Origin of the sequence: Bacillus sp. ms-22 (genome assembly GCF_009759805.1) — a bacterium.
Lineage (GTDB): Bacteria > Bacillota > Bacilli > Bacillales > Bacillaceae > Bacillus > Bacillus xiamenensis.
In genome coordinates this window covers 2,892,388-2,914,411 of the sequence record NZ_CP046653.1, presented here as the reverse complement: position 1 = coordinate 2,914,411, position 22,024 = coordinate 2,892,388, and the positions used below count along the sequence as shown (strand labels likewise).

Here is a 22,024-nt window from a genome sequence, read left to right as displayed (position 1 = left end):
AGATCTAATGAAACGTATGCAATCCATTCGAATGATCTGTTGTTTGGTTTTGGTGATATTTAGTCTGCAATCCTTACTGCCTGGTATCATGACAGCGGAGCCGGTCAGTGCATCTGACAAGAAGGAAAATGTCTCGAAACAAATGAAGCAAGTGACCATCAAAAAAGCCCGTAAGCTCATCGGAGAGACGGTGACGGTGAGTGGAATTGTGACAGCAGATCAATCCGCTATAGGAAATGGGAAGCTCTCAACATATATTCAAGACAAGACCGCTGGAATGAATATTTATTCTGCGCAGCCGAACAATTTTCCGGAACTGAAAGCTGGTATGAAGGTGACGGTGACTGGCAAGGTAACGCTATATAAAGGGCTGGTTGAAATTGTGCCAGATCAAGACCGTTTGCAGATAGATGCTGTGAATCAACCATTGCCAGCGCCGAAGCGAGTCTCCATTAAACAACTGGAAACGGATTATGCAGGTAAATATGAAGGAAGACTTGTAAAAGTCAAAGGCTACGTGGAATTAAAACCAGACCAGTCTGCTGGCGGCGGTTACAATGTAACCATGATCGATCGGAAATATCATAGCACCGTCCTTAGAGTGATGGAGAATACGGGTGCCATTGATCAAGTGAAGACAGGGAAATGGTATGAGTTTACAGGGATTCTAAGCAGATACGATACGCTGCAGGTGCTGCCAAGACACAAGGCTGATATCAAACTGCTGAAACGTCAGCCAAATCCGCCAAACATCAAGAAAGAATATCAGGCAACCGTTGACCGTGTTGTAGATGGAGACACCATTCATTTAAAGAAGCCAGTGCTAGGTACGACAAAGGTGCGCTTTGTTCATATGGATACGCCGGAAACCTATCATAAGCCCAAAAATGAATTAGATCAGAACCAACTGCGCTTTGGACAAAAAGCGACTGATTATTTAAAAACACTTCTTTCAAGCGGTGATCAGGTGACATTAAAGATTGGCCCTGAAGCGAAGGATGGCTATGGACGTCTTCTAGCTCAAGTGAAAACCAAAAAAGGCATCAATACGAACTTAGAGCTTGTGAAAAAAGGATATGCCCCTACTTATTTCATCTGGCCTGTTGGAGATGAAAAAGAGTACGATGCGTTTCAGCAAGCTGTGAAAGAAGCGAAGGAAAAAGGGCTGGGTATTTGGAATGAAGCGGATCCTTTGATAGAACAGCCATTTGAATTTAGAGCGCGTGAGCAGAAAAAAGGGCTCACACGTTATGTCGGTGATTCTTCTGCAAAAACCTACGTATCACCTGACAACTGGAAAGAGGTTGATGTAGAGAAACGTGTCTTTTTTGCCTCAAAAGAAGAAGCAGAGCAGGCTGGATATCAGGCATCCACGTCATCTCGTGAAGTACCATTAACCATTTTAAGCATGAATGATTTACATGGGAAAATTGATCAGCAATATGAGCTGGATCTAAAAGGTGATGGCAGTAAAGGAATGTATGGACGGATGGATTATGTGGCGGCTTATATGAAACAAAAACAAGCGTCACAAAAAAATATAATCACGGTCCATGCAGGAGATATGATTGGCGGGAGCTCACCGGTATCATCTCTTTTGCAAGATGAACCAACAGTTGAACTAATGGAGAACATCGGTTTTGATGTTGGTACAGTCGGCAACCATGAGTTTGATGAAGGCGTTGACGAACTATTGCGTATCCTAAACGGCGGGGAACACCCTAAAGGCACAAAAGGATACGACGGCCAGAACTTCCCGCTTGTTTGTGCGAATTGTGAATACAAGGATACTGGCAAACCGCTTTTACCTGCTTATGAAATCATAGATGTTGAAGGAATCCCAGTGGCATTTATCGGTGTTGTCACAAGATCAGCTGCGGGCATGGTGATGCCAGAGGGAATTAAAGATATTCAGTTTACAGATGAAGTGAAAGCAGTCAATGAAGCAACGAAGGAATTAAAGCAAAAAGGGGTCAAAGCCATTGCGGTACTGGCTCATATGACAGCCTCTCAAAATGGCGATACCATTACTGGAGAAAGTGCGAAACTTGCCAAAGAAGGTGATGATGAAATTGATGTCATTTTTGCTGGACACAATCACGAAGTAGTCAATGGGGAGGTCAATGGGAAATTAATCGTTCAAGCCTTTGAATATGGAAAGGCCATTGGAGAAGTCAATGTCACACTGGACCGGAAAACAAAGGATATTGTCAAAAAGAGTGCAAACATTCAGTATGTAGACCAGACTAGTATTGAAAAGGACAAGGAAGCAGCGGACATTTTAGATCGCTACGGCAAAGAAGTTGAACCGATTATTAGTGAGGTTGTAGGAGAAGCAGGCGTCAAAATGGAAGGCGGCTATTCAAATGATGGAGACACACCGCTCGGTAACCTCATTGCGGATGGGATGAGATATTCGATGAAAAGTGACTTTGCCATGATGAATGGCGGCGGTATCAGGCAGCATCTCGAAAAAGGGCCGATTACATGGGGAGATCTCTTTAATATTCAGCCATTTGGCAACGTTTTAGTCAAGCTGGAAATTCAGGGGAAGGATTTGGTCGATATCATTGAAGCACAAATCTCTCCTCAATTTGGACCAGATTATAGCATTTCAGGCTTTTCATATTCCTATGATCCGTTAACATATAAAGTAGTCGACTTGAAACTGCCAGATGGTTCACCAGTTGTTTTCGATCAAACGTATACACTCACAGTGAATAACTTCATGGCCACTGCAACTGGAAGTAAATATGCGCCAATCGGGCGGTTAGGGAAGAACCCTGAAACGGGTCCAGAAGATTTAGAAGCGACCGTTGCTTTCGTTAAGAGCTTCGAGGGCGCTGCCATTGTGTATCAAAAACAGGGCCGAATTGAGAAAGTAAAACTAGAAGAAAAGGCAGCAGCAAGCTGAAGGCTCATCACCTCAGAAGAATCATTGTTTAAGACGAAGGAGTTAAAGCATGAAAAAATGGCTTGCAGTTACTGTAATGACAGCGGGAATTACGCTGCTCGGCTGGGGAATATGGCAAATCACCTCTACTCATCTTCAAACAGCACAATCATTAGAGGAAGCGAAGAAGGTGGTAGCGGCCGATCAAGGGATGTCAAAGAAGACGTTTGCTCCTGAAATGGGAAAAGCCTCAGGCATTCTCACCATTCCGAAATTAAAGGCGGACCTCCCGATTGTCGAAGGGACGGATGCGGACGACCTTGCCAAAGGAGTCGGGCATTATAAAGGCAGTTATTATCCTGATCAACATGGACAAATTGTTCTGTCTGGGCACCGGGACACGGTCTTTCGCCGGACAGGTGAGCTGGACATTGGAGATCAACTGAAAATCACAGTGCCATACGGGGAGTATGTGTATGAAATCACGCATACGAAAATTGTGGATCAGCATGATACATCCATTATCACTCTGCAGAATAAAAAAGAAGAGCTCGTACTAACCACATGCTATCCATTTCATTTCGTCGGTAATGCACCAGAGCGATACATTATTTATGCGAAAAGAGCATCTGTTTCATGAAAAAAGAGCCTGCGTATGGGGCAGGTTCTCAGATTGTTGACAAAGGGCTAAAATGAACTTTATTTTAGCCCTTTGTCTTCTTTTCAGCGTGACATGAAAACCTTTGCAGTCTAAGAAGGACGAGTACCGGAGCGGAGCGAATTTAAGATTCGTGAGCACCGGCACGCAGGACTGACACCGAATGCGAGGGTTTGTCTACACGCTGAAAACCTGCGTATGGGGCAGGCACTTTCTACATGTTGTCCATTAGTTCAGCCATATCAGCTGGAAGCGGTGCTTCTATCGTAAGCTGCTCGCCTGTAAATGGATGTTTCATGTCTACTTGCTGGGCATGCAGAGCGCATCTGTTGATATGCTCACGCATACCGCCATACAATATATCTCCAGCTAAAGGATGCCCGGCACTGCTAAGATGAACACGAATTTGATGCGTTCTTCCTGTTTCTAACTGCAGCTTGACGGCTGTCATCTGTAAACGTTTATTGCGTTTGATGACCTCAAAATGAGTCAATGCGCTTTGACCAGTCGGGGATATTCTCCTTCTGACTGCATGGTGCTTGTCGCGTCCGATTGCCGCATTGATCGTTCCTTTCTTTTTCTGAAAAAGCCCTTGTGCGATGGCCATGTACGTTCTTTTTATCAATTTTTTAGAAAGCATTTGATCAAGGACAGCATGCGCTAACCTATGTTTGGCAAAAATGACGGTGCCGCTTGTGTCTTGATCAAGCCTGTGAATATGTCTGACCCGTTTTTCCTCCCCGTTCGCTTGAAAATGGAAGGCGACAAGGTTGGCAAGTGTGCCCGTCTGCCTTTTTTCATTCGGATGTGTTGGCCGGCCAGCTGGCTTTTGTACAATCAGTAAATGCTCATCCTCAAAAAGCACCTCTAATTCTCCGTATTCTGGCGTCACATCGCTTTCTTCTGTTTCGAATAAATCAATGATGATTTGATCGCCTTCACTGACTTTTGCTGCGTGGTGTGCAGGCTTTTGATTCAGGCGCACTTTTTGGTGCTCCATCCAAAAATGGATGATCGGCTTTGAGGCAGACACTTCGTCCTTTAAACATTGACTTAAGGAAATGCCTTGATGCTGCTCACCTACTTTTAGTGAAAGGGTGTGTCCTTTTATGATCATGATATCTGGTCCTCTCTTTGGGTATATATAGGAAACACTTACCTTGGCGAATGCCTTTTTTTCTGTGCTATTCTGAATGGAGAAATAACGACAGAGAGGTAGATGTCACGTGAGATTAATGAAAGCTGCTACAGACCTTCAAGAGCAGGCAATTGAAGAAATTGCCAAGGAAGTTGAAGAGCTTTTACCCCATTCTTTACATGGAGAACAGCGGCAGAAACAACGCCCGCTTACATTCATTGATGGTGTTTATAATGGGACAATGGATGATGCTTTTCGTATCTTATCAGGTCTTCAGCTATTACATACCATTATGTTAAAGCCAAAGCGTCATATCACCAAACGAGATCGTGAGTTATTTGAGCTGAACCGTGAACAAGTCAATGCGTGCGGCTTTTCTTTTCCGTTTGACTTAGATGATTTTGCAGGCCGTCACCTTCAAAATGCGTAAAAGCTGGTGTGAACTTCCTTGTTAACTTACAAGGTAGCCGCACATACTATTTTTAAGGGAACGGAGAAACCTTTAAGATCTGTAATACCAAACCCGCTCTTTTTCACATTCTTTATTCTCCACGAATCGGAGCGCTTGGATCTCTTGCAGAATGAATCGAACATGATAGGAGCCTGACAAACGATGCAGGCTCCTTTTATACATAATCATTTTAGCAGACATTCATCTTTGAAAGTCAATTTTATTCACGATATGATAGCATGGAGTATCGTATTTAAGACTTTCGTAAAAAAAGGAGTGGCCTCGTTGGTAAAGGCGATTATATTTGATTTTGATGGATTAATTTTAGATACAGAAACACATGAATATGAGGTTCTGCAGGAAATGTTTGCAGAGCATGAATCGGAGCTGCCTCTTTCGGTATGGGGAAAGGTCATTGGAACGCAGGCAGGCTTTAAGCCCTTTGAATATTTGGAACAGCGGGTAGGGAAGACACTAGATCATGAGGCGCTTACAGCGGACCGGCGTTCCCGTTTTCAAAAGAGAATGAAGGATGAATCAGCAAGACCTGGTGTAGAAGCTTATTTAGAGGCAGCAAAGGAGCTTGGGATTAAGATTGGACTTGCCTCAAGCTCAGACTATAAATGGGTGTCTGATCACTTAAAGCAAATTGGGCTTTTTGATTATTTTGAATGTATCCGCACGTCAGATGATGTGGAAGAAGTCAAACCGAATCCAGAACTTTATTTACAAACTGCCAAATGCTTAGGTGTAGATCCGAAAGATTGCGTGGCATTTGAGGATTCTGTGAATGGAGCAGTCGCTGCCAAACGAGCAGGCATGAAATGTGTGATCGTCCCAAATAAAGTGACAAGTACGCTGCAATTTGAAGAATATGATGTCAGATTAGAATCAATGGCTGAAATCGAATTGCTCCAACTATTCCATCAGCTTGAAAAAGAGGATCAGTAAGGGGGCAAAAACATCATGGCAGAAAAATTAGATTTAACACGGTTTGAAAAAAGAATGGTGATCCGTAATATCAGGGAAGAAGATATTGATCGAATCATTGCACTGCAAGAGGTATGCTTTCCGGGCATGGACCCTTGGAAACGAGAGCACCTTGAAAGCCATCTTGAACATTTCCCAGAAGGGCAGTTTTGTGCGGAATTCGAGGGGGAAATCATTGGCTCTTGTTCAAGTTTATTAATTAACTTTGATGAATACGATGATCGGCATACTTGGCAGGACATTACAGATGATGGGTACATCACAAACCATAACTCAGATGGGATGAATATGTACGGAATTGAAGTGATGGTGAGTCCTGATTACCGCCGCATGAAAATTGGTCATCGTTTGTATGAAGCAAGAAAGGACTTAGCGAGAAGATTAAATTTAAAAAGCATCATTATTGGGGGACGTATCCCGAATTATCATAAATATCAAGAGGAAATGACGCCCCGCCAATATGTTGAGCAGGTCATGCTGCACCAAATTTATGATCCTGTTTTATCTTTTCAGCTGTTAAATGAATTTAGCCTCATGCGGATCAATCCGAATTACTTGCCGGATGATAAAGCGTCCAGCACGTATGCGACGTTGATGGAATGGAACAATGTCGATTATCGCCCGCAATCGAAAAGATATTATAAATCGGCTTTCCCGGTTCGAATTTGTGTGATTCAATATGCGATGAAACAAATTCATTCCTTTGAGGAATTTATGAATCAAGTCGAGTATTACGTGGATGTTGCATCAGATGCGTCAGCTGATTTTGCTGTTTTCCCGGAAATTTTTACGACGCAGCTCATGTCATATTTAGAGGAGAGATCCCCAAGTCTAGCGGTGCAGCGGATTACGGAATATACTGAGGACTACATTAATTTGTTTACAGATCTCTCTGTAAAATACAACATTAACATCATCGGAGGTTCTCATTTCGTTGAAGAGGAAGGGAAAATCTACAATATCGCCTATTTATTTAGACGTGATGGAACGATTGAAAAGCAATATAAGCTTCATATCACGCCGAATGAACGAAAATGGTGGGGGATTTCAAGTGGTGACCAAGTCCGGGTGTTTGATACCGACTGCGGCAAAATTGCGATTCAAATTTGCTACGATATTGAATTCCCTGAGCTGGCCCGGATTGCGGCTGATAAAGGAGCGAAAATTATTTTCACTCCGTTCTGTACAGAAGACCGCCAAGGCTATTTAAGGGTGCGTTACTGTGCGCAGGCTAGAGCGGTTGAAAATCAGATTTACACAGTGATCTCAGGAACTGTTGGAAATCTTCCGCAAACAGAAAATATGGATGTCCAATATGCACAATCTGCTATCTTTGCACCATCTGACTTTGAATTTGCAAGAGATGGCATTGTAGGGGAGTGCAACCCGAATATAGAAATGGTTGTCGTCGGTGATGTCGACTTAGAAATATTAAGAAGGCAGCGTCAAGATGGGACGGTTCGCCAGCTGAAGGACCGAAGAAGAGACGTGTATCATATTGAATATAAGAAATAACCAAAACAAGCGCCCCGCTGTAATGTAGGGCGCTTGTCTTTTATATTTACATTTTCTTTAATGCGGATGTAGCAAAGTGGGCAATGCTTTTGGCAGCTAAAAATGGAACACCTGATTTGATGAGAGATTGATCAATCGTTTTTTCTACTTGTTTCCATGTAAGATCAGGTTCTTCTAAAAGACTTTTTAAATCAGGCCCTACATGTTGATTGAAAAACTGTTCAAATTGTTCACGTTTTTCTTGTCCTGCAAGCACTTCTAATTTTTGTAACCATTTTTCTTGTTTGTCTAAAGAAAGTTTGATGTTTTGTTTAATTGTGTCTGTGATTGAAGGAAGCTGAAAATCACTCTGTGCTGTAACCTGCTTAGTTTGAATAAAGGCAGCATCAGCTGTCTGTGTGAACGGTGAAGCGAATAAAAGGACAGTAGTGGAGAGCATCAAAGATTTTGCGATTGTTTTCATCAAGAAAACCTCCTAGTTTTTTTAGTATCATGTTCGAGATTCATTATATATTTTTGTTAAAATAAGGTAATGAGTCTTGGCGCTTATTTTTTCTTGTGACAAAGGGATGCCAAATCAAAAGACGAATATACTGAAAGGACATCATGTTTTAAAAAGGGAGAGGGATATGGGGCGACAATCTAAACATCTGTATATTAATTTGCCGGTCAAGGGTGTGAAGGAGTCAAAGGCTTTTTTTGAGCAGCTAGGGTTTGACTTTGATCAGCGATTGACGAATGATCAGGCCGCTTGTTTGGTGATAAATGATACGATCACCGTCATGTTGCTATCACTCAAGCATTTTCAATCCATTTCAGAGAAGCAATTGGTGGATGCTAGGCATGGATCAGAGGTCATTATCTCGCTGCAGGTTGATTCGAAGGAAGAGGTAGATGAGCTGGTGGAGCAGGCGATCGCAGCAGGTGGATCGCCGTTTAAGGAAAAACAGGATCATGATTTCATGTATGGCTGGAGCTTTCAGGATCTTGATGGTCATTTGTGGGAAGTGTTTTATATGGATGCGGAGAGAAGCGGCCTTTCATAAGGGTGCTTCTTTTTTATTGTTTATCAGTGGTATGATAATAAGAAAGCAAAAAAATAAGGAATTCATCTAGAGAAAAGTAGGTGCAGCATGGAGTTTTTACTTGTCTTAATGCCAGTGTTCGGCATTTTCCTCATAGGATATATTGGGCAAAAGGCAATTGGTTTTGATATACATACGCTCTCATCAATGTCTTTATATTTAATGTCACCATTTCTTGCGTTTGAAACCTTTTATCAAAATAAAGTATCGATGGACTATGTGTACTTATCTATATTTGTCATAGGGCTCTGTCTTTCCCTTGTTTTATGTGTCTTCATTTTATCTCGTATTTACGGATATTCGAATGAAACGTATTGTGCCATGATTTTGTCATCAGCATTTATGAATAATGGGAATTACGGCACGCCCGTTGTCCTTCTTGTCTTTGGAGCAGCTGGTTTAGATATTGCCATCGTTTTGATGGTTCTCCAGCAGCTTGTCATGAGTACAATCGGCATGTATTATGCAGCAAAAGGCGGAGAGGATGCGGGAGATCTAAAGGTCGTGTTGAAAAAGGTGCTGCGTATGCCGGTTGCATATGGGGCGCTCCTCGGCCTATTATTTCAGCTCATTGACCTTTCATTACCTAAAGAGCTTATGACGGGTGTTCAGCTTGTTGGGGATGCAGCGATACCGACAATTATGCTCATTTTAGGCATGCAGCTTGCAGTGATTTCTTTTAAACAAGTGGATTATCGCAATATTTCCTATGCTGTGCTGCTAAAGTTATTTATTTCACCACTGATCGCATTCGGCTTTACGCTTATTTTACCGGTAGATGATTTGGTGAAACAAATTATGATCTTAGTTGCAGCCATGCCGACAGCAGCGAATACTACGCTGATGGCTGTACAGTTTCGAACGAAGCCTGAGTTTGTCTCAAGCACGACGTTTCTTAGTACCATATTAAGTATCGTTACTTTACCTGTTTTATTATGGATTTTATCCATGCACCCTCTGGGATAGGGGACGACACACAAAAAGGGGGATATATGAATGAATGTAGATGTTCATTTCCAAGTAAGTGATGTGTTAAAAACGAAGTATTTTACACATGCGAAGGTATTAGCAGGGGAAAAGGGACTGTTTCGTCAGGTGAAATGGGTTCATGTGTTAGAAGTGCCTGCTGTAGAGGATTTGTTAAATGGGGGAGAGCTCATCCTAACGACGGCCGCAGGCTTTCAGGATCAATTGGATGTGTTTCAAGATTTTTTAAGCCAGCTGATTGATTCAGGTGCAGCCGGCCTGTGTATTGAATTTGTACCGCTACGATTGGATGTGCCTGAGGAACTGATTGCTTATGCAGAAGAACGAGATTTTCCGCTTATTCTGTTTACAAAAGAAGTGAAATTCGTCAACATCACGCAGCACCTTCATACGATGATGATCGAGCGTCAGTATCAAATGATGGCGGATTTAGAAGCATTATCATCAAGACTGAATGAGCTTTTACTGAAGCCTCATCCACAGATGGATATTTTGGATCAAGTGTATCAGCATGTGAGAGGAATTCTTTTACTCTTACCTGTTCAAGGCGAGCCCATTATTTTATGTGATTCTTCCAAACAAACAGAAGAGCTTGTCATGAATTATTTAGCACATGCTTCCTTGCCAAAAGGATACGAAGTGACTCAAAAGCAAGTCTTGGCACTTAAACAAACTTTTGCAGACCTTGTGCTTATTCATCAATCGAACACGCTTTCAGAATTTGAACTGCTTGTGCTTGATAAGGGAGCGAATGCCCTTGCCCAGCAAACATTAAGGGAGCTTTATACAGAAGAGCTGAAGAAGACAAAAGAGAACGAATGGCTGCAGCAATGGTTTCATGAAGAGCATACAGAAAGAGATATTTTAGAACACCTTGAAGATACGGAAGGATTAAAAAAAACGACCGGCTGTGTGGTCATGCTTTTTCAAAAGAATCATCAGCTGGAAGACATAGCAGGAAACCTTTATTTTCTCGTCTCTTGCCGCTCCATTTTTCAGCGTGCTGGTTTCCATTTGATCGTGTATGAGCATCAGGGACAAACCTTATTTATTTTATTGAATACAAGAAAGATTGAAGACTGGAAAGAGCGTGCAGAGAAAGCAGCAAATGAAATCAAGCAATTATATGATCGGGAGCAGCCTCATGGCACAGTCATCAATTTTGGAATCGGGCAGTATTGTGAGCAGTTTCAGCACATGAGAAAAAGCTTTCAATCAGCGAAAGAAGTGCTGCATTTAAAGAAAGTGATGCCGCAGCGGGTAGAAAGCCCATTTTATCAAGATTTACACATGCTTCGGCTCATGCCTGTTATGAAAGAGAGCGGACTATTAGAAAGTATGGTGAAAGAGTATTTAGAGCCGGTGATTTTATATGATAAACAAAATAGCGGAAGGCTCTTTCAGACGCTGAATATCTTTTTACAGACAAATGGTTCTAAAAAAGAAACCGCAAGCCAGCTCTATATTGTCAGGCAGACACTTTATCACAGACTTGATAAGCTGCATGCGCTGCTTGGTGAGGATATGATGCAATCACCAAAACGCCAAGCGCTTGAATTTGCAATCCTTGCTTATGAATTTTTGCAAGGGAACCGCCATTAACTGCGCATGTTAGATTTGCCAACGTATCAAGTAGAGTGTCTTATGGTTCTTTTCAATCAGTTGACGATCTGTCTAATGTAATGTGCCTTGCCCCTTTTTTATAATAAAAGCAACGATTGGTTCGCTCTAACGGGCGGTCTTGTTTCAGTTTCATATGCCTCACTTTTCATCCATATAATGAATGGAGAGGCCATATGCTGGATCGGTCGAAGTTTCTTTAATGATGAAAACGGATACATGGGGGCGTGGGAAGATGAAAACACATGAGCAGGCTCAAGATCTTCAGGCGAAAGATGATCAGTTGATTTGGCATCATATGAAAGGAACAAACAAGGAAAATGAAAGTATGGTCATTCATGAGGCAGAAGGCGCATGGGTGACAGATATTCACGGGAATCGATATTTAGACGGAATGTCAGGCCTATGGTGTGTGAATGCTGGATATGGCCGAAAAGAGCTTGCAGAAGCGGCATATCAGCAATTAAATACGATGCCTTACTATCCGCTGACACAAAGCCATGTACCAGCCATTCAGCTGGCTGAGAAGCTCAATGAATGGCTTGGCGGAGACTATGTGATCTTCTTTTCTAACAGCGGCTCTGAGGCGAATGAAGCTGCATTTAAGATTGCCAAACAATATCATGCGCAAAAGGGAGAGAGTACACGCACGAAATTCATTTCCCGATATCGATCGTATCACGGCAATACAGCAGCCGCTCTCGCCGCAACGGGTCAAGCGCAGCGTAAATATAAATATGAACCATTAGGACAGGGCTTCATCCATGTCGCACCCCCTGATATGTATCGGCATCCTGAGGACCAAGAGAGCTTGGCAAGTGCTGATGCAATTGATCAAGCGATGACGTGGGAATTAAGCGAGACCATTGCCGGGGTCATTATGGAGCCGATCATTACGGGAGGCGGTATCTTAATGCCGCCAAAAGGATATTTGAAGAAGGTTCAAGAAATCTGTGAAGATCATGGGGCACTCCTCATTGTGGATGAAGTCATCTGCGGCTTTGGCCGAACTGGAAAGCGGTTTGGTTTTATGCATGAGGAAGTAAAGCCAGATATCATCACCATGGCAAAAGGGATCACAAGCGGTTATTTACCGCTTTCTGCAACGTGCGTGAAACGAGAAATCTATGAAGCGTATGCAGGAGAAGATACGTATGACCGGCTGCGTCATGTGAATACATTTGGGGGTCACCCTGCTTCCTGTGCGGTTGCACTTGCCAACCTGGACATTATGGAAAACGAGCAATTAGTGGAGCGGTCAGATTCACTTGGCCGATACATGCTTGATCGCTTGCAGGAGTTAAAAAAGCATCCGTTTGTCGGTGATGTCAGAGGAAAAGGCTTGCTGTTTGGGATCGAGCTTGTTCAGGATCAGCAGTCCAAAAAGCCAGCTGATCCAAGTGTTGTCGGTCAATTCATTGCAGAATGTAAAAAACGCGGGTTGATCATCGGAAAAAATGGCGATACGGTGGCTGGTTATAATAACGTTGCACAGATTGCACCGCCGCTCAATATCACAGATGAAGATGCCTCATTTATTATTCATACTTTAAAAGAAAGCATGGCACAGCTATAGCAGAGAGAATCCTCTGCTTTTTTTATGTGCAGGTAAGTAGAGGCAGCTAGGTTGAATGGGCAATGGACACACTAGGTGTATTGAAAAAAACATGAGATTCTATTACTGTAAGGAGAAGGCTAAACCAATACACTTTAGAAGGAGACGGCATATGAGTTTTCATGATCAACCCATTCTACCTGCTGTTCGTAATATAAAGCAATTTGAGGAATTTTTAAAAAGTCCCTTTACATATGGCGTCTTACTTGATGTTCACTTAGGCCGGCTGAAGGGCATCATGAATGAGGCAAACGCACATCATAAAAAAATGTTTGTCCATGTCGATTTAATTCATGGTATCAAACATGATGAGTATGGAACGGAGTTTATTTGTCAGGAAATGAAACCGGCAGGCATTATTTCTACTAGGTCTTCTGTCATAGTAAAAGCCAAGCAGAAAAAGGTATATGCCATACAGCGAATGTTTTTACTTGATACAAGTGCGATGGAAAAAAGCATGGAGTTTGTTGGGAAACATCGTCCGGATTTTATTGAAGTATTGCCGGGTGTCGTGCCAGATTTGATTACAGAAGTGCGCGAAAGAGCTGGAATACCAATATTTGCAGGAGGGTTTATCCGAACAAAAGAAGATGTAGAAAGGGCGCTTGCAGCAGGAGCGACAGCTGTGACGACATCGAATACAGCGCTTTGGAAAGCGTTCCAAAAGTGAAAAAGATAAAATGTGAAATTTGATTGACAACGTTTTCATCCTCTGATACTATAGCACTAAGTTAATAATATGTGATGGAGAAATGGAGATCCACAACAACGCTTTACTAGGTGACAAATGACCCTGATGTAAAGTCTGTTTGTTGTGGATCTTTTTTTCTTTATCTTTTCTACACATTTATAGGGGATGGCAACTGAACCAGAGGAGGAATTTTTCATGACACCATTTTGGGGTGAAGTCGTAGGTACAATGCTACTGATTATTTTTGGAGGCGGTGTATGTGCGGCCGTCAGTTTAAAGAAATCGCTCGCATATCAGTCTGGCTGGATTGTAATCGCTTTCGGTTGGGGATTTGCAGTGGCTATTGCAGCATATGCAACTGGTGGAATTAGCGGCGCACATCTAAACCCGGCGCTCACAATTGGTCTTGCCTTAGAAGGAAGTTTTCCTTGGGCTGATGTTCCAATGTATATTACCGGTCAAATGCTTGGCGCATTACTCGGAGCTATTATTGTCTTTTTACATTACTTACCGCACTGGAAAGCAACAGACGATCCAGGTGCAAAGCTAGGCGTATTTTCAACTGGTCCAGCGATTCCGCATACTTTTGCGAACGTACTAAGTGAAGTGATTGGCACATTTGTATTGGTAGTAGGAATCTTGGCGATCGGTGCAAATAAATTTGCAGACGGGGTCAACCCGCTGATTGTTGGTTTCTTAATTGTGGCGATTGGTCTTTCGTTAGGTGGAACAACTGGTTATGCAATCAACCCTGCACGTGATTTAGGTCCGAGAATTGCACATGCAATATTGCCGATTCCAGGTAAAGGGCCATCTAATTGGAAATATGCTTGGGTGCCTGTTGTTGGTCCAATTTTAGGTGGAGCGTTTGGCGGTGTTTTCTACAATGCAGCCTTTAAAGCAAACGTCACGCCAGCTTTTTGGATTGTAAGCGTTATTTTAGTTGTGGTATTGTTAGGACTCTATGTCTCTACGAAAAACCAAACAAATACTGTAAATGAAAGTATGTAAGGGGAGGAAAACACCATGGCAAAAGAAAAATATATTCTCGCATTAGATCAAGGGACAACAAGCTCAAGAGCGATTTTATTTGATCAAGAGGGCAAAATTGCACATACAGCACAGAAGGAATTCAATCAATATTTTCCGAACCCAGGCTGGGTAGAACACAACGCAAATGAAATTTGGAGCTCTGTTCTATCTGTTATTTCAACTGCTTTAATTGAATCAGGAATCGAAGCAGATCAAATCGCAGGTATCGGGATTACGAACCAGCGGGAAACAGCTGTTGTTTGGGATAAACATACAGGCGCACCTGTTTATCATGCAATTGTTTGGCAGTCTAGACAAACATCTGGCATTTGTGAAGAACTGAAAGCACAAGGACATAATGAGACGTTCAGAAATAAAACAGGTCTTCTCATCGATGCCTATTTCTCAGGTACAAAAGTGAAATGGATTTTAGACAATGTAGAAGGTGCACGTGAGAAAGCGGAAAATGGCGACTTACTATTTGGCACAATCGATACATGGCTCATTTGGAAAATGACTGGCGGTAAATCACACGTGACAGATTATTCGAATGCGTCAAGAACACTCATGTTCAATATTTACGATCTGAAATGGGATGAAGAATTACTTGATATTTTAGGCGTGCCTGCTTCCATGCTGCCAGAGGTCAAACCATCATCACACATTTATGGTGAAACGACCGACTATCATTTCTTCGGTAAAAATATCCCGATTGCAGGAGCGGCGGGAGACCAGCAGTCTGCGCTATTCGGTCAGGCTTGCTTTGAAGCAGGAATGGCAAAGAACACATATGGTACAGGATGTTTCATGTTGATGAATACAGGGGAAAAAGCAATTAAGTCGGATCATGGATTATTAACGACGATTGCATGGGGCATTGACGGCAAAGTTGAATATGCTTTAGAAGGAAGTATTTTCGTTGCTGGTTCAGCTATCCAGTGGCTACGTGATGGACTTAGAATGTTTAAAGACTCGAAAGACAGCGAAGCTTATGCAAAGCGCGTTGAGTCAACAGATGGCGTCTATGTCGTTCCAGCATTCGTTGGTCTAGGCACACCATATTGGGACAGTGATGTCAGAGGCGCTGTATTCGGTTTAACACGCGGTACTTCCAAAGAGCACTTTGTCCGTGCAACATTAGAATCACTTGCTTATCAAACGAAAGATGTATTAGATGCGATGGAAAAGGATTCAAACATCTCATTAAAAACATTGCGTGTCGATGGCGGAGCTGTGAAGAATGACTTCTTAATGGGCTTCCAAAGTGATTTACTGGATGTACCAGTAGAACGTCCAGAAATTAATGAAACGACGGCACTCGGTGCGGCCTATCTTGCGGGAATAGCAGTTGGCTTCTGGAACGACCGTTCAGACATTGCAAACCAATGGAACCTTGACAAGCGCTTTGAGCCTAAAATGGAAGAGGACAGCCGCAACTCGTTATACAGCGGGTGGAAAAAGGCTGTAAAAGCAGCTCAAGCTTTCAAATAAACAAAAAGTATGGTATACTTCAAGTAAGTTAATAGAACGGTTGGAGAACTGGAGAGACCGCAAGCACCGAAGTGTAGAAATACGCTTTGGGTGTTTGCGGTCTCTTTTTCTTTACCGTACAACATGGGAGGAACAAGAGATGACTTTTTCTAGCTTAGAAAGAGAACAAATGCTTCAGGAAATGACAAAAAAACCATATGATGTGTTTATCATTGGCGGGGGTATTACAGGCGCTGGTACAGCACTTGATGCGGCTTCACGCGGAATGCGCGTTGGTCTTGCGGAAATGCAGGACTTCGCAGCTGGTACGTCTAGCCGCTCAACAAAACTTGTGCACGGTGGACTTCGTTATTTAAAACAATTTGAAGTGAAAATGGTGGCAGAGGTCGGGAAAGAGCGTGCCATTGTATATGAAAATGGGCCACATGTGACAACACCCGAATGGATGCTTCTTCCGATGCATAAAGGCGGTACATTTGGTAAGTTCTCAACATCAATTGGTCTAAGAGTGTATGACTTTTTAGCAGGAGTCAAGCATAGCGAACGCAGAAGCATGCTAAGTGCCAAAGAAACACTTGCCAAAGAACCGCTTGTGAAAAAGGACGGCTTAAAAGGCGGCGGCTACTATGTTGAATATCGTACAGATGATGCTCGCCTGACAATCGAAGTGATGAAAGAGGCTGTGAAATTCGGTGCGGAAGCTGTCAACTATGCGAAAGTCAAAGAATTTATTTACGATAAAGGCAAGGTTGTCGGCGTAGTCATTGAAGATGTCATGACTCAGAAAACATACGATGTATATGCGAAGAAAATTGTCAATGCGACAGGTCCATGGGTAGATCAGCTAAGAGAGAAGGACCACTCAAAAGAAGGGAAACATTTACAGCATACAAAAGGAATCCACCTAGTATTTGACCAATCTGTTTTCCCATTAAAACAGGCGATCTACTTTGACACACCTGATAAACGTATGGTCTTTGCGATTCCAAGAGAAGGAAAAACGTATGTTGGAACAACGGATACAGTGTACAAAAAAGAACTGGAACATCCGCGTATGACAAAAGCAGATCGTGATTACGTCATCAAAGCCATCCAGTACATGTTCCCTGATCTAAACATTTCAGAAAAAGATGTTGAATCCAACTGGGCTGGTCTTCGTCCGCTTATTCATGAAGAAGGCAAAGATCCTTCAGAAATTTCTCGTAAGGATGAGGTATGGACATCACCTTCAGGCTTAATTACGATTGCTGGTGGTAAATTAACAGGCTACCGTAAAATGGCCGAGCACATTGTAGACCTCGTACGTGATGGACTCAAAGAAGAAACGGGAAAAGATTACGGGCCATGTAAAACGAAGCATATGCCAATTTCAGGCGGACATGTCGGCGGTTCTAAAAATATGGCAGCCTTTGTACAAGCGAAAACAGCAGAAGGAGCTTCTATTGGTTTGACAGAACCGATTGCTGAAAAACTAGCCAAAAAATACGGCTCAAACGTCAGCAGTGTCTTCAAGCGTGTAGAGCAGCTTCAAGGTGAAGCAGACAAACGAAATATTCCAGCGTATGTACTGGCTGAGCTTGTCTATGCGATTGAGGAAGAACTTGCCGTGACACCGGTTGATTTCTTCTTAAGAAGAACAGGCAGCCTATTATTTAATATCAATTGGGCAAAAACGTATGCACAGCCTGTCGTTGACTATATGGCTGATCGTTTTGGCTGGGATGATGCGACGAAACAAAAACATCAAACAGAATTAGAGCAACTATTCCATGAAGCAGTCGTTCCGCTTGATGCTGAATAAGAGAAAAAGCCGATCGTGTATCGGCTTTTCAGCGTGTAGACAAACCCTCGCATTCTCCCGCAGTCCTGCGTGCCGGTGCTCACGAATGTCAAATTCGCTCCGCTTCGGTACTCGTCCTTCCTAGACTGCAAAGGTTTTCAGGTCACGCTGAAAAGATGACAAAGGGCTAAAATCAATATCATTTTAGCCCTTTGTCAACAATCTGAAAGCCGATCGTGTATCGGCTTTTTTTTATTGTTTTTTACTCTTTGTTCATCATTTTTTCATATGTCAATGATATAACATGACATGAAGGATAGTTCCATATAAAATAACAGTAGATATTATCTTATTGATGATAAGAGCTGGGAGGAAGGCTATGAGTTGGAATGCGAATTATGAGCGATGGATCAATGAAAAACACCTGGATACTGAATTAAGGGAATGGCTTGAGGCGCATCAGGATGATCAAAAAGTGCTTGAAGACTGCTTCTACAAAAACCTGGAGTTCGGAACTGGAGGAATGCGCGGAGAGATTGGTGCTGGAACGAATCGAATGAACGTCTACACCGTTCGAAAAGCATCAGCTGGTCTTGCGGCGTATATTGCAAAACATGGAGAGGATGCAAAAAAAAGAGGCGTCGCCATTGCATATGATTCACGCCATAAATCCCCTGAATTTGCGATGGAAGCAGCCAAAACGCTTGCTTCAAACGGCATTCAAACGTACGTATTTGATGAACTGCGTCCGACACCAGAACTCTCTTTTGCGGTACGGGAGCTGAATGCCTTTGCGGGTATTGTCGTGACAGCAAGTCATAACCCGCCAGAATATAATGGCTATAAAGTATATGGAGAAGATGGCGGCCAGATGCCCCCATTTGAAGCAGATCAAGTCATTAAAGAAGTAGATGCCATTGAAAATGAACTAGCGATATCAGTAGAATCAGAAGAAACTTTGAAGCAAAATGGGCTGATCCGCATGATCGGAGAAGAAATTGATCAAGCGTATATCCAAAAATTAAAAACCATCAGTGTGCACCCTGAGCTTGCAAATGAAGTGGATATCAAAGTGGTGTTTACCCCGCTTCATGGGACAGCGAATAAACCTGTCCGAAACGGGCTTCAGGCTCTTGGGTATCAGCATGTGACCGTTGTGCCTGAACAGGAAAAGCCAGATCCACAATTCTCCACGGTTACGTCTCCAAATCCAGAGGAGCATGCAGCATTTGAATACGCTATCAAGCTTGGCGAAAAGCAAAATGCCGATCTCCTGATTGCAACAGATCCAGATGCAGACCGATTAGGCATCGCTGTTAGAGATCATGAGGGAGAATTTACCGTTTTAACAGGCAACCAAACAGGAGCGCTGCTGCTTCATTATTTATTGTCTGAAAAGAAAAAGCTAGGTCAGCTGCCTCCTCGTCCGGTTGTGATGAAAACCATTGTGACAAGTGAGCTTGGGCGTGCTGTGGCATCGGCATTTGGAGCAGACACGATTGATACGCTCACTGGCTTTAAATTTATTGGTGAAAAAATCAAGCAATTTGAAGAAACCGGAGAGTACACGTTTCAATTCGGCTATGAAGAAAGCTACGGCTATTTGATCGGTGATTTTGCACGAGATAAAGATGCGGTCCAAGCGGCGCTATTAGCCGTTGAAGTTGCTGCTTTTTATAAGAAACAAGGCAAGTCATTATACGATGCCCTCGTTGATATTTTTAAGGAATTCGGATTTTACAGAGAAGGGTTAAAGTCATTAACCTTAAAAGGGAAAGAAGGAGCGGAGCAGATTTCGGCCATCCTTCATACCTTTAGAACCAATCCGCCAGCTGCTATTGCAGGTCAGCGCATAACTGTTATTGAGGATTATCAATCAAGTCAAAGACACCTTGTGGCTGAAAAGAAAGAAGAAACCATTCATCTGCCGGCATCAAATGTCCTAAAATATTTCCTTGAAGATGGCTCTTGGTTCTGCATAAGACCTTCTGGTACTGAGCCAAAAGTGAAATTTTATATCGCCGTTAAAGGCTCATCTTTAACAGACAGCGAAGAAAAGCTAAAGCATCTATCAGAAGAAGTGATGAAAGTCGTTTATGATATTGTGGAAGAAACAGCTAAATAAAGAAAGCTACAACGCCATCGTGTCATACATGATGGCGTTTTTCTCAGCCAAAAGGATGAGAAGAAATCATCCTTTTTGAGAAAGAGCGAAGAAGGTGCTCATGGTATAATCAACGTAATGATAAGAGAAGGCAGCAAATGCCGGGGGTAAACAGGATGGGAGAATACCAAGAGAAGGTTCAAACCTTAAAAACATTAAAAGAAATTGCTGAAAAGCTCAATGAAGGCATGGAAATGAAAGAAACACTTCATGAAGTCCTTCAGATGCTCATGGATGTCACAGGCTTTCAGACAGCATGGATTTATTTTATAGAAGAAGACGGCTCATATGAGCTGATGACACATGTATCCTTACCTCAAGCACTGGCAAAGGATCGAAAGAAATTGTTGTGCCAAAATGATTGTTATTGCATCAATCGATATACGAAGGGATCACTGCAATCAGCCACCAATATCATTAACTGTAAACGGATTGAAACGGCAATTGAACAAAAGCTTGGGGATACGGAAGGAATTACGCATCATGCAACCGTTCCACTCAAGGCATGTAAGCGCACCTTTGGTTTATTAAATGTGGCGGCAAAAGGTAAAGTCACATTTACACAAGAAGAGCTGAATTTACTTGAAAGTATTGCGCTTCAAATTGGTACGGCGATTCAGCGGATGAAGCTTGTTCAAAATGAGCAGCAGCATGCACTCCTTGAAGAAAGAAACCGTCTTGCACAGGATTTACATGATTCGGTCAATCAAATGCTGTTTTCTGTGAGTCTTACTGCAAAGGCAGCCCGTCAAATGACAAGCGATCAGAATTTAGGGGAAATGATTGATTTTATTCAGCATTTATCACAAGATGCCCTCATTGAAATGCGGTCACTCATATGGCAGTTAAGACCAAGAGGACTTGAAAAAGGGTTTACGACAGCAATTGAAGAGTATGCACAGCTTTTAGGGCTAAGCTGCACATTATCTTTATCCGGCTGTTTGGAAATGGATCATTCATGCCATGAGACTTTGTTTCGCGTATGTCAAGAAGCACTGAATAATTGTCAAAAACATGCGGGAGTAGAGGAAGTAGAGGTTAAACTTGAACAATCGGCAGACACGTTCGATATGAAAATAATTGACCATGGAAAAGGATTTCGGTATGACGAACAAATGAGCCTTCCTTCATTTGGGCTGAAAGGAATGGCTGATCGCATCCATCGAGCAGGTGGTACATTTTGTATTGATTCTGAGCTTGGCAATGGAACCACAATTCATGTAAAAGTGCCATTTTCTCAAGAAAGGAAGGGATCGTCATGAGAGTCGTCATTGCAGATGATCATCATATTGTGAGAAAAGGGCTGGTGTTCTTCTTGCAAACACAGCCTGATGTGGACATCGTAGGCGAGGCATCTAATGGAGTAGAGGCATTAAAGATTGTCCAACAAACGCAGCCTGACATTGTTTTAATGGATCTCTCAATGCCTGTGATGAACGGTATTGAGGCAACAAAACAAATGATGATCGATAGGCCGGAGACACGCATTGTGATTCTGACAAGCTATGCGGATAAAGATTATGTCATTCCAGCAATTCAAGCCGGAGCGAAAGCCTATCAGCTAAAGGATGTAGCGCCAGAAAAGCTGCTCACGACAATGATTGAAGTACAAAATGGCACGTATCAATTAGACGGTCATATTACAACCTTTCTTGTGCAGCATCTGACAGAGCCAAAAGAGCAAAAATGGGCACTGATGAACGAGCTGACCAATAGAGAGCGGGATGTCCTATTTGAAATCGCAAAGGGCAAAAGCAACAAAGAAATCGCCTCCTCGCTGTTTATTTCTGAAAAAACAGTTAAAACGCACGTATCTCATGTTTTATCCAAGCTAGAGCTGGCAGATCGAACCCAGGCCGCTCTTTATGCAGTGGATTATCAAAAAAATCAGCCGAAAGAGCTGCTTTAACAAAA

Annotated in this window: 18 protein-coding genes; 16 read left to right on the top strand and 2 right to left on the bottom strand. The window is 42.6% G+C overall.

Going from position 1 to position 22,024, the window contains the following annotated elements; all coding sequences use genetic code 11:
* Positions 1–7 precede the first annotated feature (7 nt).
* Positions 8–2,914, top strand: coding sequence for a 5'-nucleotidase C-terminal domain-containing protein (locus tag GPA07_RS15165; protein ID WP_157292909.1), 2,907 nt, complete (start codon positions 8–10; stop codon positions 2,912–2,914).
* A 49-nt stretch (positions 2,915–2,963) separates the two neighbouring features.
* Positions 2,964–3,533: a class D sortase gene (locus GPA07_RS15160; protein ID WP_157292908.1), complete on the top strand. Its 570-nt coding sequence runs from the start codon at positions 2,964–2,966 to the stop codon at positions 3,531–3,533.
* Between the two features lie 232 nt (positions 3,534–3,765).
* Here the strand turns inward: GPA07_RS15160 and GPA07_RS15155 are convergent, their stop codons facing one another.
* Positions 3,766–4,668, bottom strand: a complete 903-nt coding sequence (locus GPA07_RS15155; RefSeq protein WP_157292907.1) for an RluA family pseudouridine synthase — start codon at positions 4,666–4,668, stop codon at positions 3,766–3,768.
* Between the two features lie 109 nt (positions 4,669–4,777).
* On the opposite strand from GPA07_RS15155, the gene GPA07_RS15150 reads away from it, so the two are divergent.
* The 3 genes from GPA07_RS15150 (at position 4,778) to GPA07_RS15140 (ending at position 7,645) form a co-directional block, all read left to right on the top strand.
* The gene (locus GPA07_RS15150; protein WP_008361526.1) at positions 4,778–5,119 is read left to right on the top strand and encodes a DUF5365 family protein; all 342 of its coding nucleotides are present in this window, start codon (positions 4,778–4,780) and stop codon (positions 5,117–5,119) included.
* Positions 5,120–5,425: 306 nt separating this feature from the next.
* Positions 5,426–6,091, top strand: a complete 666-nt coding sequence (locus GPA07_RS15145) for an HAD family hydrolase (RefSeq protein WP_157292906.1) — start codon at positions 5,426–5,428, stop codon at positions 6,089–6,091.
* 15 nt (positions 6,092–6,106) lie between these two features.
* Positions 6,107–7,645, top strand: coding sequence for a bifunctional GNAT family N-acetyltransferase/carbon-nitrogen hydrolase family protein (locus GPA07_RS15140; RefSeq protein WP_157292905.1), 1,539 nt, complete (start codon positions 6,107–6,109; stop codon positions 7,643–7,645).
* Between the two features lie 46 nt (positions 7,646–7,691).
* Here GPA07_RS15140 and GPA07_RS15135 read toward each other — a convergent pair whose 3' ends face one another.
* Positions 7,692–8,108: a hypothetical protein gene (locus tag GPA07_RS15135; protein WP_008361521.1), complete on the bottom strand. Its 417-nt coding sequence runs from the start codon at positions 8,106–8,108 to the stop codon at positions 7,692–7,694.
* Between the two features lie 166 nt (positions 8,109–8,274).
* Here GPA07_RS15135 and GPA07_RS15130 point away from each other — a divergent pair, with 166 nt between their 5' ends.
* From GPA07_RS15130 to GPA07_RS15080, 11 genes are all read left to right on the top strand, one after another.
* Positions 8,275–8,691 (top strand): VOC family protein, encoded by a 417-nt coding sequence (locus GPA07_RS15130; RefSeq protein ID WP_071167848.1) that lies wholly within the window; start codon positions 8,275–8,277, stop codon positions 8,689–8,691.
* Between the two features lie 87 nt (positions 8,692–8,778).
* The gene (locus GPA07_RS15125; protein ID WP_008361518.1) at positions 8,779–9,696 is read left to right on the top strand and encodes an AEC family transporter; all 918 of its coding nucleotides are present in this window, start codon (positions 8,779–8,781) and stop codon (positions 9,694–9,696) included.
* A 30-nt stretch (positions 9,697–9,726) separates the two neighbouring features.
* A complete protein-coding gene (locus GPA07_RS15120; RefSeq protein WP_157292904.1) occupies positions 9,727–11,319 on the top strand; it encodes a PucR family transcriptional regulator in 1,593 nt (530 codons plus the stop codon).
* 253 nt (positions 11,320–11,572) lie between these two features.
* Positions 11,573–12,913, top strand: coding sequence for an aspartate aminotransferase family protein (locus tag GPA07_RS15115; protein WP_157292903.1), 1,341 nt, complete (start codon positions 11,573–11,575; stop codon positions 12,911–12,913).
* Between the two features lie 151 nt (positions 12,914–13,064).
* Positions 13,065–13,622, top strand: coding sequence for a glycerol-3-phosphate responsive antiterminator (locus GPA07_RS15110; protein ID WP_008361512.1), 558 nt, complete (start codon positions 13,065–13,067; stop codon positions 13,620–13,622).
* A gap of 216 nt (positions 13,623–13,838) precedes the next feature.
* On the top strand, positions 13,839–14,654 hold the full coding sequence (locus tag GPA07_RS15105; RefSeq protein ID WP_008361510.1) for an MIP/aquaporin family protein: 816 nt from the start codon (positions 13,839–13,841) through the stop codon (positions 14,652–14,654).
* A 15-nt stretch (positions 14,655–14,669) separates the two neighbouring features.
* A complete protein-coding gene (gene glpK, locus GPA07_RS15100) occupies positions 14,670–16,166 on the top strand; it encodes a glycerol kinase GlpK (protein ID WP_008361508.1) in 1,497 nt (498 codons plus the stop codon).
* A gap of 139 nt (positions 16,167–16,305) precedes the next feature.
* Positions 16,306–17,967 (top strand): glycerol-3-phosphate dehydrogenase, encoded by a 1,662-nt coding sequence (gene glpD / locus GPA07_RS15095; protein WP_157292902.1) that lies wholly within the window; start codon positions 16,306–16,308, stop codon positions 17,965–17,967.
* Between the two features lie 358 nt (positions 17,968–18,325).
* A complete protein-coding gene (locus GPA07_RS15090) occupies positions 18,326–20,071 on the top strand; it encodes a phospho-sugar mutase (protein WP_157292901.1) in 1,746 nt (581 codons plus the stop codon).
* Between the two features lie 155 nt (positions 20,072–20,226).
* Entirely contained in the window at positions 20,227–21,372 is a 1,146-nt protein-coding gene (locus GPA07_RS15085) for a GAF domain-containing sensor histidine kinase (protein WP_157292900.1), read from the top strand.
* Positions 21,369–22,019 (top strand): response regulator, encoded by a 651-nt coding sequence (locus GPA07_RS15080; protein WP_157292899.1) that lies wholly within the window; start codon positions 21,369–21,371, stop codon positions 22,017–22,019. Before GPA07_RS15085 ends, GPA07_RS15080 begins: the two co-directional genes overlap by 4 nt.
* Positions 22,020–22,024: the final 5 nt, after the last annotated feature.

Bases quoted from the DNA above. Each gene is read 5' to 3' on its own strand.
- GPA07_RS15085 (WP_157292900.1), top strand. From the start codon at position 20,227: ATGGGAGAATACCAAGAGAAGGTTCAAACCTTAAAAACATTAAAAGAA.
- GPA07_RS15115 (WP_157292903.1), top strand. From the start codon at position 11,573: ATGAAAACACATGAGCAGGCTCAAGATCTTCAGGCGAAAGATGATCAG.
- GPA07_RS15160 (WP_157292908.1), top strand. From the start codon at position 2,964: ATGAAAAAATGGCTTGCAGTTACTGTAATGACAGCGGGAATTACGCTG.
- GPA07_RS15165 (WP_157292909.1), top strand. From the start codon at position 8: ATGAAACGTATGCAATCCATTCGAATGATCTGTTGTTTGGTTTTGGTG.
- GPA07_RS15090 (WP_157292901.1), top strand. From the start codon at position 18,326: ATGAGTTGGAATGCGAATTATGAGCGATGGATCAATGAAAAACACCTG.
- GPA07_RS15155 (WP_157292907.1), bottom strand. From the start codon at position 4,668: ATGATCATAAAAGGACACACCCTTTCACTAAAAGTAGGTGAGCAGCAT.
- GPA07_RS15105 (WP_008361510.1), top strand. From the start codon at position 13,839: ATGACACCATTTTGGGGTGAAGTCGTAGGTACAATGCTACTGATTATT.
- GPA07_RS15140 (WP_157292905.1), top strand. From the start codon at position 6,107: ATGGCAGAAAAATTAGATTTAACACGGTTTGAAAAAAGAATGGTGATC.
- glpD (WP_157292902.1), top strand. From the start codon at position 16,306: ATGACTTTTTCTAGCTTAGAAAGAGAACAAATGCTTCAGGAAATGACA.
- GPA07_RS15120 (WP_157292904.1), top strand. From the start codon at position 9,727: ATGAATGTAGATGTTCATTTCCAAGTAAGTGATGTGTTAAAAACGAAG.
- GPA07_RS15080 (WP_157292899.1), top strand. From the start codon at position 21,369: ATGAGAGTCGTCATTGCAGATGATCATCATATTGTGAGAAAAGGGCTG.
- GPA07_RS15125 (WP_008361518.1), top strand. From the start codon at position 8,779: ATGGAGTTTTTACTTGTCTTAATGCCAGTGTTCGGCATTTTCCTCATA.
- GPA07_RS15110 (WP_008361512.1), top strand. From the start codon at position 13,065: ATGAGTTTTCATGATCAACCCATTCTACCTGCTGTTCGTAATATAAAG.
- GPA07_RS15130 (WP_071167848.1), top strand. From the start codon at position 8,275: ATGGGGCGACAATCTAAACATCTGTATATTAATTTGCCGGTCAAGGGT.
- glpK (WP_008361508.1), top strand. From the start codon at position 14,670: ATGGCAAAAGAAAAATATATTCTCGCATTAGATCAAGGGACAACAAGC.
- GPA07_RS15135 (WP_008361521.1), bottom strand. From the start codon at position 8,108: ATGAAAACAATCGCAAAATCTTTGATGCTCTCCACTACTGTCCTTTTA.